The sequence below is a fragment of the Citrobacter sp. RHBSTW-00524 genome (genome assembly GCF_013747755.1).
GTDB lineage: Bacteria > Pseudomonadota > Gammaproteobacteria > Enterobacterales > Enterobacteriaceae > Citrobacter > Citrobacter braakii.
Genome location: NZ_CP056421.1, coordinates 426,945 through 443,303 on the forward strand (window position 1 = coordinate 426,945; position 16,359 = coordinate 443,303).

17 protein-coding genes and 1 tRNA gene are annotated in these 16,359 nt (G+C 43.3%); all 18 read right to left on the bottom strand.

All coding sequences use genetic code 11. The annotated features are described in order from the left end of the window. Window positions 1-3: 3 nt before the first annotated feature. The 18 genes from HV229_RS02075 to cutA all read right to left on the bottom strand — a co-directional run bounded on the left by HV229_RS02075 (window position 4) and on the right by cutA (window position 16,294). Complete coding sequence (locus HV229_RS02075; RefSeq protein WP_094169395.1) at window positions 4-747, bottom strand: hypothetical protein; 744 nt, start codon at window positions 745-747, stop codon at window positions 4-6. Next, entirely contained in the window at window positions 744-1,655 is a 912-nt protein-coding gene (locus tag HV229_RS02080) for a type II secretion system F family protein (protein ID WP_065554868.1), read from the bottom strand. Before HV229_RS02080 ends, HV229_RS02075 begins: the two co-directional genes overlap by 4 nt. After that, a complete protein-coding gene (locus HV229_RS02085) occupies window positions 1,652-2,566 on the bottom strand; it encodes a type II secretion system F family protein (protein WP_065554869.1) in 915 nt (304 codons plus the stop codon). Before HV229_RS02085 ends, HV229_RS02080 begins: the two co-directional genes overlap by 4 nt. Beyond that, a complete protein-coding gene (locus tag HV229_RS02090) occupies window positions 2,559-3,812 on the bottom strand; it encodes a CpaF family protein (RefSeq protein ID WP_053390135.1) in 1,254 nt (417 codons plus the stop codon). The genes HV229_RS02085 and HV229_RS02090 overlap by 8 nt, the downstream gene beginning before the upstream one ends. Window positions 3,813-3,815: 3 nt before the next feature. Next, window positions 3,816-4,961, bottom strand: coding sequence for a hypothetical protein (locus HV229_RS02095; protein WP_053390134.1), 1,146 nt, complete (start codon window positions 4,959-4,961; stop codon window positions 3,816-3,818). A 1-nt stretch (window position 4,962) separates the two neighbouring features. Then, complete coding sequence (locus tag HV229_RS02100; RefSeq protein ID WP_053390133.1) at window positions 4,963-5,424, bottom strand: hypothetical protein; 462 nt, start codon at window positions 5,422-5,424, stop codon at window positions 4,963-4,965. Continuing rightward, on the bottom strand, window positions 5,411-6,670 hold the full coding sequence (locus HV229_RS02105) for a pilus assembly protein N-terminal domain-containing protein (protein WP_053390132.1): 1,260 nt from the start codon (window positions 6,668-6,670) through the stop codon (window positions 5,411-5,413). Before HV229_RS02105 ends, HV229_RS02100 begins: the two co-directional genes overlap by 14 nt. Further along, a complete protein-coding gene (locus HV229_RS02110; RefSeq protein ID WP_053390131.1) occupies window positions 6,657-7,574 on the bottom strand; it encodes a hypothetical protein in 918 nt (305 codons plus the stop codon). The genes HV229_RS02105 and HV229_RS02110 overlap by 14 nt, the downstream gene beginning before the upstream one ends. A gap of 16 nt (window positions 7,575-7,590) precedes the next feature. Next, window positions 7,591-8,037: a prepilin peptidase gene (locus HV229_RS02115; protein WP_053390130.1), complete on the bottom strand. Its 447-nt coding sequence runs from the start codon at window positions 8,035-8,037 to the stop codon at window positions 7,591-7,593. A 307-nt stretch (window positions 8,038-8,344) separates the two neighbouring features. Then, entirely contained in the window at window positions 8,345-8,599 is a 255-nt protein-coding gene (locus HV229_RS02120; RefSeq protein ID WP_053390129.1) for a hypothetical protein, read from the bottom strand. A gap of 90 nt (window positions 8,600-8,689) precedes the next feature. Beyond that, window positions 8,690-8,929 (bottom strand): hypothetical protein, encoded by a 240-nt coding sequence (locus HV229_RS02125; protein WP_053390128.1) that lies wholly within the window; start codon window positions 8,927-8,929, stop codon window positions 8,690-8,692. 199 nt (window positions 8,930-9,128) lie between these two features. Then, the gene (locus tag HV229_RS02130) at window positions 9,129-9,662 is read right to left on the bottom strand and encodes a hypothetical protein (RefSeq protein ID WP_053390127.1); all 534 of its coding nucleotides are present in this window, start codon (window positions 9,660-9,662) and stop codon (window positions 9,129-9,131) included. Further along, a complete protein-coding gene (locus HV229_RS02135) occupies window positions 9,610-10,323 on the bottom strand; it encodes a winged helix-turn-helix domain-containing protein (RefSeq protein WP_181546808.1) in 714 nt (237 codons plus the stop codon). Before HV229_RS02135 ends, HV229_RS02130 begins: the two co-directional genes overlap by 53 nt. Window positions 10,324-11,378: 1,055 nt before the next feature. Then, window positions 11,379-11,454, bottom strand: a tRNA-Phe gene (locus HV229_RS02140). A 115-nt stretch (window positions 11,455-11,569) separates the two neighbouring features. Continuing rightward, window positions 11,570-13,582: a DUF1176 domain-containing protein gene (locus tag HV229_RS02145; protein WP_181546810.1), complete on the bottom strand. Its 2,013-nt coding sequence runs from the start codon at window positions 13,580-13,582 to the stop codon at window positions 11,570-11,572. A gap of 67 nt (window positions 13,583-13,649) precedes the next feature. Further along, window positions 13,650-14,225, bottom strand: a complete 576-nt coding sequence (locus HV229_RS02150) for a transcriptional regulator (RefSeq protein WP_016151385.1) — start codon at window positions 14,223-14,225, stop codon at window positions 13,650-13,652. Between the two features lie 36 nt (window positions 14,226-14,261). After that, on the bottom strand, window positions 14,262-15,971 hold the full coding sequence (locus HV229_RS02155; protein WP_181546812.1) for a protein-disulfide reductase DsbD: 1,710 nt from the start codon (window positions 15,969-15,971) through the stop codon (window positions 14,262-14,264). Next, window positions 15,947-16,294, bottom strand: a complete 348-nt coding sequence (gene cutA / locus HV229_RS02160; RefSeq protein ID WP_003025447.1) for a divalent cation tolerance protein CutA — start codon at window positions 16,292-16,294, stop codon at window positions 15,947-15,949. Before cutA ends, HV229_RS02155 begins: the two co-directional genes overlap by 25 nt. Window positions 16,295-16,359 lie beyond the last annotated feature (65 nt).

The window sequence follows — 16,359 nt, forward strand, 5'->3', positions numbered from 1 at the left end:
ATTTTATATTTTACTGGATTTAAGTTCTTTCATAATAATATTGGCGTCGTCGATAGAATAACGGGTTAAAAGTAGATCATAAGCCCGTCCAGTGCTACCTTCGCTGACGAGACTAAGGATCAGATTTGAGAAAATTTGTTCACTATCTTGCTCCTGATAGGCCTGATAAAAAACATCTGCGACTGGCGTCGCATTACCGGCTTTAGTCTTCTTCATCCACTTTGCCAGATTGATATTCTGCGCGAGGGCGTCATTGCCAGGCAAAAATTGCTTTGCCTTCTCCAGAAGTGCTATGCAGGTATTAAAAGCATTTTTTTTACAATAGGCGATGGCTACATACATCATACCTTTCCCTTTATCTTCATCGGCCAGAACCGAACTCGACTGATTGAGATCTTCATAATGTTCAATTGCGCTATCCAGCTCATTACGTAACAAATTGTTCCGCAATAGCGCAATTTTCAGACGGGAATAATGTCGGCTACTGGCATCAACCATTTTGCTCAGCGCGGTCAGCTCGCTATTTTCCATGTCGTAACGATTAAGCTGATGATAGATATCAGCAAGGCGGAAGCGAACATCAACATCATAAATATTATTTTGAGCCTCCACCCGAGTAAGTTCCAGGGCCTTTTCAAGCGCACCGACTTCTACCGCTAGCGCGGCAGTTAGTCTGGTATCCTTGGAACTATTAACCTGCGAGCAAGAACAGGCCAGTAGAACAAATAAAACAAGAAACTTTTTCATGAAATCATATCCAACGAGAGATTTTGCATGGAGCGTAATAGGCCAGGTAAAATAATTTCCACAATAATAGGAAACATGATAAACAAAATTAATGGAATACCCATCTTTGCATTCACTGCACCAATTTTTTCTTCCGTTTCAATAAAATGAAACTGCCGTATCTCTTGCGCAAGGTTTTGCAGACTGCTGTGCATGCCCGCCCCAAACTGCGCCGAGTTCTTCACCGTAGAATTAAACTCCTGAACTTCAGAAAGGGGAACTTCTAGGTAAAGACGATCGCAGGCCTCATTCAGTGAAGCATATTTTATGGTATTACCAAAGTTAGATATACTTTGTCCCAGTAACGGAGAAAAGCGATGAAGCAAGGGTGATATAGCATCTACCGAAGAGGTTAACGTCATCCCGGTTTTGATGCAGGTTGACATGAGATCAAGAAAATAGACAAAGTTTGTTCTGAACTTCAGAAGTTGTTTTTTATGTTTACGCTCAAGATGTATCTTTAAACCAATATAAAAAATCGTACTCCACACCGGAAACGCATAGAAAGGTATATCACCAAACGTTGCCTTAACCACCAACATTGCCAGCAAGACCAAATATGCAGCAAATACACCAAGATAGAACAGGGTGCTTTGCTCATGGTTATAGTAGCCAGCATTCCTTACCAACTCATGAAACTGAGTCTGGCTCAGATACTTTTCGTTAAATTTATATATCTTTTCTTTCAGGTGGTTAAATATATACTTCGCTCTGTTAGAAAAACTTAAATACTCTGTGATGGTATTATGTTTAGAAACGATAAAATAAAATCTATCGTAATATTCCTCTTCTTTTTTTTGTTTTCTTATAACAAAGAAGAATACAACAACACCAAAAGCAAAAAGGATAATGGAAACTATCTGGATCACAGTTCAACCTTTTGAATCATCCGCGATATAATTACAAAACCTAGCGAAACGCTAATGACCACATAAATCAGAACATAGCGCCCATAAAGTTCATTAAACAAATAAATAAAATTCGCATGTGCAAAAGAATACATCACACCGAGCATTATCGCAGGCAAGGTTGCTAGAATAAAAGCAGCCCCACGCGATTCAGAAGTCAGCGCTCTGGTCTTCTTTTTGATTATCTGTGCGGCAATTAAGTCATCCGCCAGAGCCATCAATGTATCCTTTAAACTGCTGCCTTTCTGCACAGAAATTTTCAGGTAAGAGCTAAAAACATAGTATCCCTTGTAAGGATAGATTTCTTCGCCCTTATCCAGTATTTCTTCGAAACTGACTCCGCTTTTTAGCTGCAATGAAATTCGCTTAAACTCTCTCTGCATAATGCCAGCCAGGTTAATCGAAACTGAATCGACGGAAGCATAAAGCGTTTGGCCCACGGCGAGGTTACGGCTAATCAATCGCAGCGCATACGGAAAATGAACTTCAAAGTAGTCACTGAATGCTTTCTGGTATTTTTTACGTACGACATAAACTGCAATGGCAAACGTCGTCCCAACAGACAGCGCATACGTCAAAGGCGAAGTCTTAAACGTTATGCAACAAAACCCCACAAAACATACGTAGCCGAACGTCAGAATAGATGCCGTGACAACATTCTTAATGCCATAAATAAGAATAAAATCCGGTGACGAACTGCCACTAAAATACGACCCCAATGTCTTTTTAGACACTGTTTTCGCCTTGCTTTCTATAAAATCATCGCCCATGATCGCAGCAAGCTTGCGGTTGAGATATTGAGTCTTAACTCGTTTAAAAATAACCCAGCCAGGCAGGAGACAAAAAAATATGAAAGCAAAAAAGCTAGTCATTGATAATTTCCTTCAACTCCTGCTGCAAACCATAAAATGCGACTTTACGATCCAGAAGAGAATGCGAAAAATTACGTTGTTGCTGATACACCTGTGTACCATCATTTTTTTTAACGCTGTTAAGGACGAAAACATCCTGGCTTTGTATCACATCCCCTTCAATACCACCGATCTCGCTGATACAGGTAACCTTACGTTCACCGTTCGACAAACGAGCACATTGTACAATAATGTCTACAGCCTGAGAGATCTGTCCTTTTAATGTTCTGGTAGGAATATTGGGATTGGCCATCGACAGCATACTTTCCAGACGAACCAACGCATCCTTTGGCGTATTGGCGTGAATGGTTGAGAATGACCCATCGTGCCCGGTATTCATTGCCTGCAACATTTCAAAGGCTTCTTCACCACGGCACTCACCAATAATAATGCGGTCCGGGCGCATACGGAGTGAGTTAATCACCAAGTCACGTATGCTGATATTGCCCTCACCGTCAACACCTTTCGGGCGGGATTCCAGTCTGACAACATGCGCCTTTTGGATCTGTAATTCCGCCGCATCTTCTATTGTCACTACCCTGTCGCCATCGTTAATTTCATTGGAGAGTGCATTTAACAACGTCGTTTTACCCGAGCCTGTGCCGCCAGAGATAATAATATTCGCTTTAACGCGCACCATCAGACTCAGATAATGCGCCATCTCCGGGGTCATGGAAGAAAAATTTATCAGTTCCATCAGACCCAGCTTATCTTCTTTAAACTTACGGATTGAGATAGTACAGCCATCCAGAGCTATCGGCGGAACAATAATATTTACGCGGCTACCATCTTGTAAGCGTGCATCCACCATCGGTGAACTTTCATCCACTCGTCTGCCTATCGCTGCCACGATTCTTTGTGCAACGCGCATTATCTGATCGTTGTTTTTAAAGATAGATTCCAGCCGAATCAACTTCCCCGCTCTTTCAATATAAAGTGAAGATGTCCCGTTTACCATAATATCATTTACCGAGGTGTCATTTAACAACTCCTGCAATGGGCCAAGGCCAAATATATCATCATAGTAACTTTTTACCAGCTTATCTATATTGCGTCTGGTGATAATGATATTTTCACTATCGAGAATTGAAATCAGTTGAGTCTCAATTGAATCCAGTGTTTCAACAATATCAACAACATTATTTCCATCTATTTTTAGTCGCTCCACCAAAAGGCTGCGTACTTTCTCATATTCTTTGATTTGCATAACTTACCTGAAAATAAAGTCAATGATATTTATGGTGTTATCTTTTTTGAATCGACTTAAAAAAGATTCCTCTCTTAACATGGTGGTAGAGAAGTCAACCTTAACCCCAAGTTTGGAATGAATATCATTATCGGTTATACGCAACCCGGCATGGTGCAAAGGTTGCCGTAAGCAGAACAATTTGTCTTTACCTTTACCATTGCTTTCTTGCTTAAAAGATATTTTGTTACGTAAAAAGTTTAGATTGTAAATGGACTCTATTTGACCATTGGTGAGCAACACTCGTATATCACTATTATCCAGTAAATTCATTCCTGCTGAGGATGTCATTAGATAATAGGGTACATTGATAAAAATAAACCCGTAGATATCTGAGACAGAATCAATAAAGTTATCAATGCCTTTAACCAGCGCATCTGAATCACTCATAGATATGTCATCCATTAATAAATTGAATGAAATGTAGTCAAAATGCTCATCAAATGCATTAATAAGCTTACGGGATGACAGCGAATCTAATTCTTCACCATCCCGGGTTATATGTTGTAGCGCTTGCTTATTCGCGCGTACGCCCAGATCGGCATCATAATAAATATTAGCCAGATCACAGTTAATAAACAATGTTGAGTAAGATTTAAGCGTTTTATTCTTTTTTAAGTCTCTGAAGGCGTAATAACTCAAATTAATATCTGGGGTTGTATTGCAGATCGCAATCGTCATCGAGGTTCGCGACCGGACATAGCCAAATCCTTTAAGAATGGTTTTAGTTAGTCTGGGTAAATCAACATTATTAATAAAGTATGCGGCATAACCTTGTTCTTCTGCGTTCCACGATGCATCTAGGGAATTATTATCACCAAGCAGTACCGCCGGATAGCGCCCGCGAAGAATCATGGCAAACTCTTCTATATCGCTGCTGGAGTACGACGTACCATCTACAATAAACCACAGACGGCTTGACGTTGACACCCAGTCTTCAATGATCGTGATCGTATCCTTTGGTGTGGCAGTATGGTATTCCAGTCCAATGCCATAGACACGAAGCGCTTCTTCTAGTTCGGATGTTTGTTTGTTAGTGGAACTAAAATAAATAACTAAATCTTTCTTTTTAGCTGGAGAAAAACGTTTTTTAAACTTATCAAAATTCATGCTAAATCCTCAATTGCCGATCGTTAATGCTGGTAGCACAAATTTCAGATTGATTGTATTCACGTATTTCACGAGTGCTACTTTTATACCAGTTAAAATCATCCAACTGATTAACATAGCAGGCTTTTGGATTGTACTTGTTAAGCTGTAGTTGTATATCATGGATTGCATCGCTAACCACCACTTCAGATTTAATAGCATAAGTGTTTACAAGGTTAACAGCTATTGCATGTGCCGCATTTATATTTTCATTTTTACTGAAAACCGTCGCATTAACAAACCCATTGGCGGCGTTCTCAAGAATTATTTGCTCTAGTTTTAAAAATGTATATGCATCTGGTTGGGTAGTAATCTTGATAATGATAACATTATCATCCACGGTATTTAACCAGTTATCAGGCACGCTACATGCGCTGACAGCCAGGCTAACAAGCACAATTATTAATCTTTTACTCAATGACATAATCGGCCTCTTTCAACAATTCCATCGTGGACTTATGGGTCACTTTATTGATATTGAAAAAAGTTTCCCATGGACTGGAAAAACTGGCAAGTGGGAGACTAATAGTATTTTTTTCGGTAGGCTTGATATATTCTACCGTCGCAAAAATCACCAATTCACTTCTACCACTGTTAAAACCTATAGATTTAAATAATGCACCAAACATGGGAATATCACTCAGGCCAGGCACCTTGTTGACATATTGAGCTTGGTTATTATCAATTAATCCACCAAGAACAAAGCTTTCCCCATCGCGCATGCGCACCGAGGTCGCGACATTTCGGGTATTAATGGTCGGCAACTCTGTGTTTTCATATTTGTAATAGCCACCAATTTGTGATGACTCAACGGTTACATCCATGCTGATAGATGCGTCTGTATTTATCACCGGGGCAAAATTAAGTTTAACACCATAGTCTTTCCATTCAACCGTTGAGCCATTTTCACTACGTTGAAATATAGGAATCTGGCCGCCGCCATGAAAGCTTGCCGTCTTGCCATTCGTCACGGTCAGACTGGGTGTGGTGAGAACATTGGCAAGATTATTTTTTGCAAGTGCATTGATTGCAATGCCTAATGAGTTGAAACTCATTCCTTTTACCATGGAACTGTAAAGCCCACCACTGATGGTTAAATCGCTTCCGTTACTGGAGACAGCCCCCTGGCCCCAATCAATTCCCAGCGTCTCGGTAACCTCTTTAGACACTTCGGCGACGGTAACACGTATTTTAATCTGTTGATTCTTCTGCGTGAACAGTGAGTACTTTATTTGCTCCTCACTAAAGTATTCCTGGACGAGATCTTTTATATAATCAATATCTTCACTGGTGCTGACGGTGCCGCTGATGGTTAAAGAATTTCCCATGTCGATAGCTTTAACTTCTTTGAAACCTTCATTGGCTAGCAAAGTATTGATGACGGTAGCCTGACCACGAAAATCATTTACGGAAATCGGAAGCGTACGCGCTTCCCCTTGTTTACCATTGATAATAATATTGGTCTGGCCGCTGGTTTTGCCAAAAATATAAATGTTATGTTCATCCACCACTCTGAAATCTGCAACATCGGGAGAACCAATAACAACTGTATCAATGTCGAAATCAACTCTGTACTCTTTCGTTTTATTAACATCAATATCAAGTGCAAGGCATGCATGACTGAACATGAGCAACAGTAAACCGCCAAGAGTTTTATTAATTACGTCCATTTGAACTTTTTGCTCCTCGAATCTCGATGACTTTAATTTTCTTCTCTGCCAGTGGCGCACCAGAAACAATATCCGCAGCGGTTATTTCTCTTGAGTCGACGCTGATACTTGCTAACGGCTTGTTAAGCATGGTCACTGTCACAGGTGAAACAAAGAACATCCCCAGAACCTGGGCCTGAATAACGCTATCAATGTCATCCTTGTTAAAATAGGCATAAACAATTCTGGTATCGGGCGCATTGCCGCTTTTATCTAATTTACTGGAACTTCTATCAATAGTATCACCCTTAGAAATATCCAGCAGACTAGATTTTTTTTCTTTCCCAGCCCGGTCTTTGGCATTTTTAACAATCCAGACATTACTGGCAAACTTCTTCACGCGCGTATCTTTGTAATCTTTACCTGTTGAGCCACCTCTCTTCTGGTAGAAATCTTCACGATAGATCTTGTTATCGTTAGAGATCAAATAAAGGTCTACAAAACCGTAGTCAGCTACTTTGGGATTTAGAATACTTTCAGCACTTACCGATAATGGAAAGGCAATAAGTTCAGAATCTATTTTTTCTGGCAAATTCTTAAGATTTTCCAGAGTCAAAACCTGCCCTGCACTGATTTCAGTTTCGGCAATTGCACCTTCGCTAAGCAAAACATCCATCTTTTTTTCATCCAGCGCTTCTGCCAGTTCATCAGGACGTTGCCCAGGGTTAAATTTAATCGTTTTTCGGGTATAAAAGTCACCTTCAGGAATTTCACCTCTTTGCATATCTTTCTGCGCCACGAAATATACGCTTTCGATGCGTTCGTCAATGATGGGTTGCTTATCATCAGCCCCTTTTTTATAAATACCCATTACGCCAACCAACATCACGACAATAGCCAGAATTGCTATATATCTATAGCGCATATAATTCGCCTTTCATTCAACCGATAAAAGTAAACGTGCATAAAGCTAATGCTATAGGTATACCGTAAGGAATACCTTTTTTAATCATATCAACTTTTCCCAATGGCGGTATTTTGCACAAGACAAAATGCCACAGCAGGGACCAGCATCCACCAATAAAAATCACCACATAGAGAATAGCTATGTGCCATTGCTCAGGACATAATAACAAGGTCAGAAAAAGAAACTTTACATCTCCCATCCCGATAATATTTTTATATGATAATGCAATGCCGCAAGACAACGTGATCGCTGGGATAATATATCCCCCTCTAACATAGCAATTGCTTTCATCTAAACCAAGTAAGTAAGCAAATCCAATGAAAAGCAGTACAACCAGGGCTTTGTTGGGGATGCGCCGGTATCGAATATCCATCCACATAATATATATGGATGTTAAAACAATCAGAATATAAAGAATCATACTTGTTCAGTACCTATGACGGGAGGTAATCACCCATTATACCCATCACTAATACCATTTTCGTACACGCATCATACAATCTACCCATATAATAGAAATTTTCATTAGAGCCTCCATGAACGTCAAAGATATAATACTCTCATGCAGACGTCGCTACGCCAATAATAGCGTATTCAGTCGCTGCTACATCTGTATCTTGGACAAGATGATTTGCTGCCTTTGGCAAATAAAGTTAATTTTAAATAGATATAAACCTTTAGATTTCCTTCTGCGGTATCTCAAGTGCCAACAATAATAACAAAATTCTTTAAGTTCCTCTTGTCAAGATAGTTTCAGCATATGTTATTTTGACTTCCATAATTTTCCATGCGTATACAAGGGCGATCAAGAAATCCCCACCCTCCCGGGAAAAAATGAAATATAATCCTGCTGACATCGCCACACCAATAATGGCATATTCAATCGCAGTAACACCTGCATCACGGGAGAAATGGTTAACGGTCTGTGGCAATGCTACAAGCTTTATACCGATATACAACTTAAGAAGAATTTCATAGATCACGTAATTATCAAACCTGCAAATGAAGAATATAACATGGCCATATAACACTGACCTGTAATTTGGTCAGTGTTATTCATTATGACCGCGTAATTACTTATTCAGAATGTTGCCCGCACCTGTGATTTTCGTAGACATTGTTTTCCATGCGGCTTCCAAGGAGGCGAGGAATCCACCCTCATCAAAGATGTAGAACAGACCAGAAGCCATTGCCACACCAATAATGGCATATTCAATCGCAGTAATTCCCTTCTCACCGACTAGGTGATTTACTTTATGTGCCATATGAATGTGAGCGGCAGTGTATGCTTTAATAATCATGTTGTTTAACATCGTCAATTCCAATTATGAACAATGGGTTACTTAGAACATTCAGTCGGTCTATTTCAAGGATCAAGTAGACACAAGCAAGAATATGTTATTTGTTTACACCAAGCGTTAACTTGATTACGGCATAGTAAGACGCTGAACTTCCTTTGTCATATCAAAAAAAAATATATAAATAAAATACCTTATTCTATAAATAAAATCACTAGCGATCTCTTTTAAGTATAAAGACCAGTTTATCATTTATCTGTTCGTTTATAGCTTCAATCGGAAAGATATCTTCATTGTTCATGATGAGTACAAACTGCCCCCGACTCTGATGCATGGCTACCGGGATAAAACGTGTCTCTTCAAATTTTTTCATTCCGCTCGTCGTCTGAGCTCTTCCTGAGATAGTGGCTTTTGTAAAAGACTGTTTTTGCAATGATAATGTTTTGAATTCAACATAGCTTTCCGCACGATACGTATTTTCAGATACAGCCAGTTTGCTTTTATCTCTGGTAACCTTTATAAAAGTCATTTTATCGTCGATATCAAAGGTTACATTCACTTTGACAACATAATTGTTTTCATTTGACCGCAATATTCCATGGTAGCTTGATGTAAAAATGCTCTGCTCACGTTTACCGTCAAACCAGGCAAGGCCAACAGCAAAAAAGATCAGTGCAGCAAGTAGTATCAAGTATTTAAAGCGATGTATTGCAGAGCGTTGTATTGGTATCGACAATTTCGCCATCATCAAGCGTCCTTCTGACTAAATGACAATTCACATTCCTTTTGTTCAACTGATAATCTATGCGTTCTTTATGAAAAGTGAATTTCACACCATCAAGATAAAACTGATTAATTTCATCTTTCGAATATTCCCTTATGACACCAACACCGACTCCCGCCATACTGCAGGCCAACAACAGTGACATCAATACAATGACCCTTAATGATAGCTTTTTACGCGCCCTGATACTTTTTTTATGATTATTTAACATTTCATGCTTTACAGAGTGGTCGGTAATGACGATCAACGCATTAGCTTCGCTGGATGCTAAATCCTCAGGTTTACACGTGGGACCGATGTCGCTATCGAACGTAAACAGAGCTGCAATATCCTTATCAATAACATAACCTTCCCGAGGCTTCGTCTTTATCAATTGCCTATCATTGTCCTTAATTTTCCTACGTAGCGAGTTGATCGTTTGATTTATTGTAAAATCACTTACAAATCGCCCATTCCATACTTCCTCTGCAATTTTCTGGCGTGAGATACAGGCCGGAGATGTATTTAAAAGAATCTCCAGAAGACATTTTTCCTTCGCCCGTAAAGCGATCATTTCACCTTTGAGATACACATTTTTGTTGTCTAAATTAAGGTCGCTATCGTTGCAGTCATCTACAGTAACCATATGAAATGTCCTTCGTCTTTCTGTACCACCATTATAAGAACGGAAAATTACAAATCACTATTTTTGTCTATATATGTTAAATCAACGAGAAAATACAATGTTTATTATTTTATGCGATATATTATCTCGCTTAGTGGCACTCTTTTTCGTAACGCGAGATTTCTGGATCATATTTCATAAAAATACAAGCTTTTCATTTCTAAACGAATGCTAAACAAGTCGTATTTTATATTCTATTTATCCGGAAATCCTCTCTCTGGTAATGGTTGCCATATAAACTAACTTTCTGTATCTGCAAGTTTAGTCATAAAATGTAAGCATAACGTAAAGAATTTCGCACCCGGCATTACGCTATAATTCAATTACCCGGCCCACGTTCAATATATATTTCATTTTTTATAAAAGTGATAACTTGCTAATGGGGTCCCATACCCCAGACCAAAGCTGCAGCTCCAGCGGCACCTTATTTTTACCTTTCTGGCGGTTTAGCCCGTCCCCCCTTTCCCTCCTGCTACACCTCTATAGGGCAGATTTGTCTATGGGCCCGGGGTCACTCCATAACTCAATTACCAGTTCTACTGGTAAATCATCATACTATGACGTGGAAAGCGGGGAATTTTGCTGATGCGAAGAATCGTAAGGGGAAATAGGAATATTACAGGTGGAGTAAATGGTGGAAACACCCGACTGACAAGGGGGGTTGATGACGCTGAGTTTTTCCCCCTTGCCTGAAGAGGAGTCTCCCCGGTCTTCCCCCGGGGGCAGGGTCAGGTAATTTGTTGTTAAATAAGGTAAATTATGAAATCCCCCATTTCCCAGTATTCTCTGCTTCATTATGAATAATCTTAGAGAAAGGAACCGTAGAGGACCGTAGAAAGACCGTAGCAGTGGGGTAAGGAAGAGACACATCAGAGGGTGTTGAGGTGTCTAAAAGTAACGAACATCTGCGAAAATGGCGAGAAATCCAGCAAACAATTAACGTGCCGTAACGACCAGAAATCTACCGTAGCCAGAAAAGGAAAAAGCCTCGCTTTTCAGCGAGGCCTTATGAATAGTGGTGCCCGGACTCGGAATCGAACCAAGGACACGGGGATTTTCAATCCCCTGCTCTACCGACTGAGCTATCCGGGCAACGGGGCGCATTAAACCGTAATCCGGACACCCCGTCAACCAAATTTCTCGCTTTTTCTGTCGGTTGCTTAACTATGCAGCGATTTCGCTGTTTTCTCGAGGGTTTTGCTCAAAATTACAGCCCACCGTTATCGCCTTCGCGGGGAACCCATTCACTTTTAATGGATGTTACATGGCGTGTGCCGGTAACTGAATACTCTCCGACAATATCCTGATCTTTTGGCGAAACGAGAGTGATGAACTCTCCTCTACCAAAATAACTCTCGACAGAACCGATAAGGCACTCCCCATTTACCCAGACAGGAATGGCTGCGACAGGTTCAGACGTATAGTTCCCTGCAATCCCTGAACTGTAATTGTCCGCGTCTTCCTGCAACGTACCGGCAGGGATTGGGCAGATAGGGGAAACGCCGTCGCTTGCCTGTTGGTTTTGTAAAAGAATGCTTTGCATTTTGTTCAGTTCGGTAATGAGCTTTGTTTTGTCTTTGGTATTCAATTTCGGGAGTAGGGGTTGTCCTTCTTCCCGTGGTTCGATTGAATTCATATCGTATTCATAGCGATAGTGGACGGCAACGACGGGAGCCTTCTCGTCTGGGCTAAATGGACGCAACAGATAAAGCTTCTCTTCATTATATAAGCCGTTGTACCAGAGAGCGTAAACCTTACCGTTGATGCGCACCCATTGGCTCCACTGGTTGGCGCCGCGCCCATTCTCCGAAAATAGCGCCCCGGGTACGCCAAAGTTATCGTCATCCTGTTTGCCATTAACGACGACGAAGGCATTATCACCGCGTTTGAGTACGCCGGTGTAGCTGAATAATCCTGTGCCACCAACGTAGCTGTTGATGATGAGATCGCGTTTACCGTCGTCATCCAGATCAATGAGCGTAAAGTTCACGCCTCCATTTTCCGAATCGACACTAAACGTTGTGCGGGAAAATGCCTGCCACTCATCATCGCTAATCTCAGGGGAGGGTTTCGCGGTTGGTTCTGTTGAGTCTTCAGCGTAAGAGATCCTGAAATCAGTGATTTGACCGATTAATGGAAACTGACTGGCGATTTTGCTCAGTTCTAAGCCCGGATCGCTTTTTTGCATGCTCTCTACGGCGCTACGTAGCGTTTTTAGGGCCGTGTTATCCGTGTCTACATCAGACTGAGAACGTACGATGCTAACGAACGTAGGGAGCGTCCAGACACCGCCAACAGAAAGGTTTCCTTGTCCGCCGCTGCGGTATTCGTCGCGCAAGGTGAAGTTGTTACCCTCCCAGACCCAGAGCTGAATGGGATCGCTGAAACGGGCTATCTCACCGTTCTCATATTCACTGGCATCACTCGTGATTAGTTTAGGCGAAGTAGTTAGTTCAGTATTGGTTAGCCAGAGGATGGTACGTGAGCTATCAAAGCATTCGGTTTGAATGAGTACATGTTGTTTATCCACCGGAATGCGGTAATAAATGCGTTCCTGACCCTCTTCCAGTTCGCGGCAATTCATCTCGGGAGTGACCCTAATTTGGGGTTCTATTTTTTGTCGCTGCGCGGTCGTTAATGGTTCCACGTCCGGCGTGCGGAGGACGGATTGGGTGATGATAAGTGGGGCAGGCTCAGCGTTAAGCACATCATTACTGGTTTTATCTCCTGGATGCAGCACAGCGCTTTGGGTATTGATGCGTTTCTGGAATTCATCCATTTTCAGCAACACAGCGCTCGAACCTGCATTAGAAAGCAGTAATCGTTCGCCATCTGCTGCAAACTCAATGGTATTGTCCTGACGTAAGGCGTCCAGAAACACCTTTCGCTGTTGGTAGTTGAGTTTAAAATATCCCTCTGCGGAAAACGTTAGCGCGCCTTGCTTTTGACCATCAATAAAAAGCGTGGCGTCTTTCAGGGAGGGTTGATTCGCCGTACGCTGTGCAAAAGCAACCTCGACATACACGCTGGTGTCGGGGCCAGCCGCACGTGTGAGCAGTACGCTTACTGCATGGTCACTATAACCTGCTGCCCGACAGGTACCCGTATTATCACACGCAACTTCCCAGTCTTTATGTGCAAACGAAAAACCGTTTAATGGATTGGCATACAGGGGGGCAGAGATAAAACCTGCGAGGAGAATGCAGTGCGCGAGACGCATATAATTCCTTTTAATATGTCGGTATTGCCGAAATTATATGCGGTTCACAAAAGTTACGAAATCCGAATTAAGTCAGCGCACCGCCCATACGGCACTGAGCAAAGCGCAGGATATCTTCAGCCAGACGGTGTGCCGTTTCGACATCAGCATGGCTACGATTCACCAGCATGCGGCTCAGACAGCCCTCCAGCACCAGTTCCATCTGTTTGGCGACCATTGCTGGGTCGTCAACTTCCAGCGTCGTCAGCAGCTCATGGGTGAAGTCATGTGCCGCCTTTTTTTGCTGATCGGCTAACTGATGGATCGGATGCCCGGGATCGGGGTAAAACGTACAGGCGGCGATAAACAGGCAGCCTGGATAGCGATTATTGCTCACGCATTCGGACAGCGCGGTGTAGCGTGCCAGTAATTTCTGTTCAGCGCTCAGGGTGTCATCCAGCAAAAGTTGACGCCGCCAGATATCCACCCGCTGGCTGAGGTAACGTAACGCATCGTACAGAATGGCCTCTTTGTCGGGCCAAAAGCGTTGTAGTTCATCAAGAGGATAATCGATACGATCGGCCACCATTTCCAGTGTGGTATTGGCTATCCCTTGAACCTCAAGTAATTTCAGGGCTTCTCCCAGGACATCTTCACGTTGCACGGTATGCTCCTCCGTATTTCTTGTTGCAAGTGTCGCTCACGGTTGGCGATCGCGCAAATGTGCGCTGAAGGTCGCGGCATCCATAAAGCCGGTTACCCGAGCCTCCGGATGCTCTTTCCCCTCGGCGTCAAAGAACAAAATAGTCGGCAAACCTAAAACTTGTAGATGTTTCAGCAGAGCGACATCCTGGGCATTATTTGCAGTCACATCCGCCTGCAAAAGCACCGTGTCGCCTAGCGCTTGCTGAACCTGCTGATTGCTAAACGTATACTTCTCAAACTCCTTACAGGCCACGCACCAGTCAGCATACAGATCCAACATCACGGGCTTGCCTTTAGCTTGTGCCAGCGCCTGATTTAGCGCATCTACCGAAGCCACAGGCGTGAAGTTAAGGTGTGTCTGGGTTTGAGCTTGCGGCACGCCGAACGCCCAGTCCTGCAATGGCCGTACGCTTACCAGCGCTGCAGCTAACAGGATAATTTGCACGATGCGCATCCAGGCGTGCTTTGCCTGGAGGCTGGTGATAAATGCCCAGCTAAAGAATGCGACGCCCAACAGCGACCACAGGCGAACGCCCCAGTCGTCGCCAATGATGCGTTCGAGTAAGAAGACGGGGAGCGCCAGAATGACAAAGCCAAAAGCGGTTTTGACATGTTCCATCCATGGGCCGCTTTTAGGTAACAGACGATTACCGAATACGGTAATTAGCATCAGAGGTAATCCCATCCCCAGCGCGTACAGATACAGCGTGCCGCCTCCCAGCCACATGTTCCCGCTCTGAGCGATATACAGCAAAATCGCGCTTAGCGGGGCTGTTGTACAAGGAGAACAGATGAGGCCGGCAATCGCCCCCATCGCAAAGACGCTACCGGGGGAACCGCCTTGTTGACGGTTACTCATCAATGTAAGGCGTGTTTGCAGCGATGAAGGGAGCTGCAGCGTGAACAAGCCAAACATCGAAAGGGCCAGCAGCGTAAAGACCACGGCAAGGCCAATCAGGACGTAAGGATGCTGTAGCGCAGCCTGGAACTGCAATCCGGCGGCCGCAACAACCAGACCCAGCGCGGTATAAGTGAGCGCCATTCCCTGGACGTAGATAAACGTCAGCAGCAGCGCGCGTCCGGTTGATAAGCGTTGTTTGCCGCCCAGCACGATACCGGAAATCAGCGGATACATCGGCAATACGCAAGGTGTAAACGCGATGCCAATTCCGATTAGCAATGCCCACAGCGCAGAGAAGGGAAGCTGGGTTGCGGGTTGTGGTCTCTCTTGCAAAGTATCGGTGGCAGGCACTGGCGCAGGTGTCGCCCTGGTATCGGCAGACACTTCACTTAATGGCACCGTTTTAGTTTCAGGCGGATAGCAAAAACCGGCGTCGGCACAGCCCTGGTATGTGACCGTTAATGTTGCGCCAGATTTAGCCTGATTGACCGTGACCGGGATAGTCAATTGTTTACGGTAAATCTCACTTTTGCCATAAAACTCATCTTCATGCCAGACGCCTGGCGGTAGTTTTACCTCGGCGATATCGGCCTGAGATGGCGTAATGCTTATCTGTTTGCGATACAGATAGTAGCCATCTTTAACCTGCCATGAGAGGTTCAGATCGTGTTGGTTTTGCTGAAAATCAAAAACAAACGCCCGATCGGCAGGAACAAACTGCGAGCGGCCAGGCGCGTCAAATAATCCGGCAAAGGTAGATGTGCTGCACAGCAGCAGGATCAGCGTAAGGATGCGTTGAGCCATGAGCGGTAATCAAAGTCTCCGTGAGTGACGGGTAAAACCAGAAGTTCAGGCGTTTGGTATGGATGATGTGACTTCAGGCAATCGAGAAGGGCTTGCTGGTGTGTGACGGTGGTTTTTAAAATCATCTGGACTTCATATTCCTGCTCCAGCTTACCTTCCCAATAATAGAGGGAGGTCGCGCCAGGCAGCAGCGTCACGCAGGCAGCCAGTTTTTCCGCCAGTACTTTGGCGGCCAGATCCTGGGCGGTTGCTTCATCCGGGGCGGTACAGAGCACCACAACGGTATCGGGGATGGAAATATCCTGACTCTTTACATCAAGCATAAACACCTCGAAAGAACAGAGTAACCAGCTAAAGAGTGGTCACTATACAACGGACGAGGGAAGGA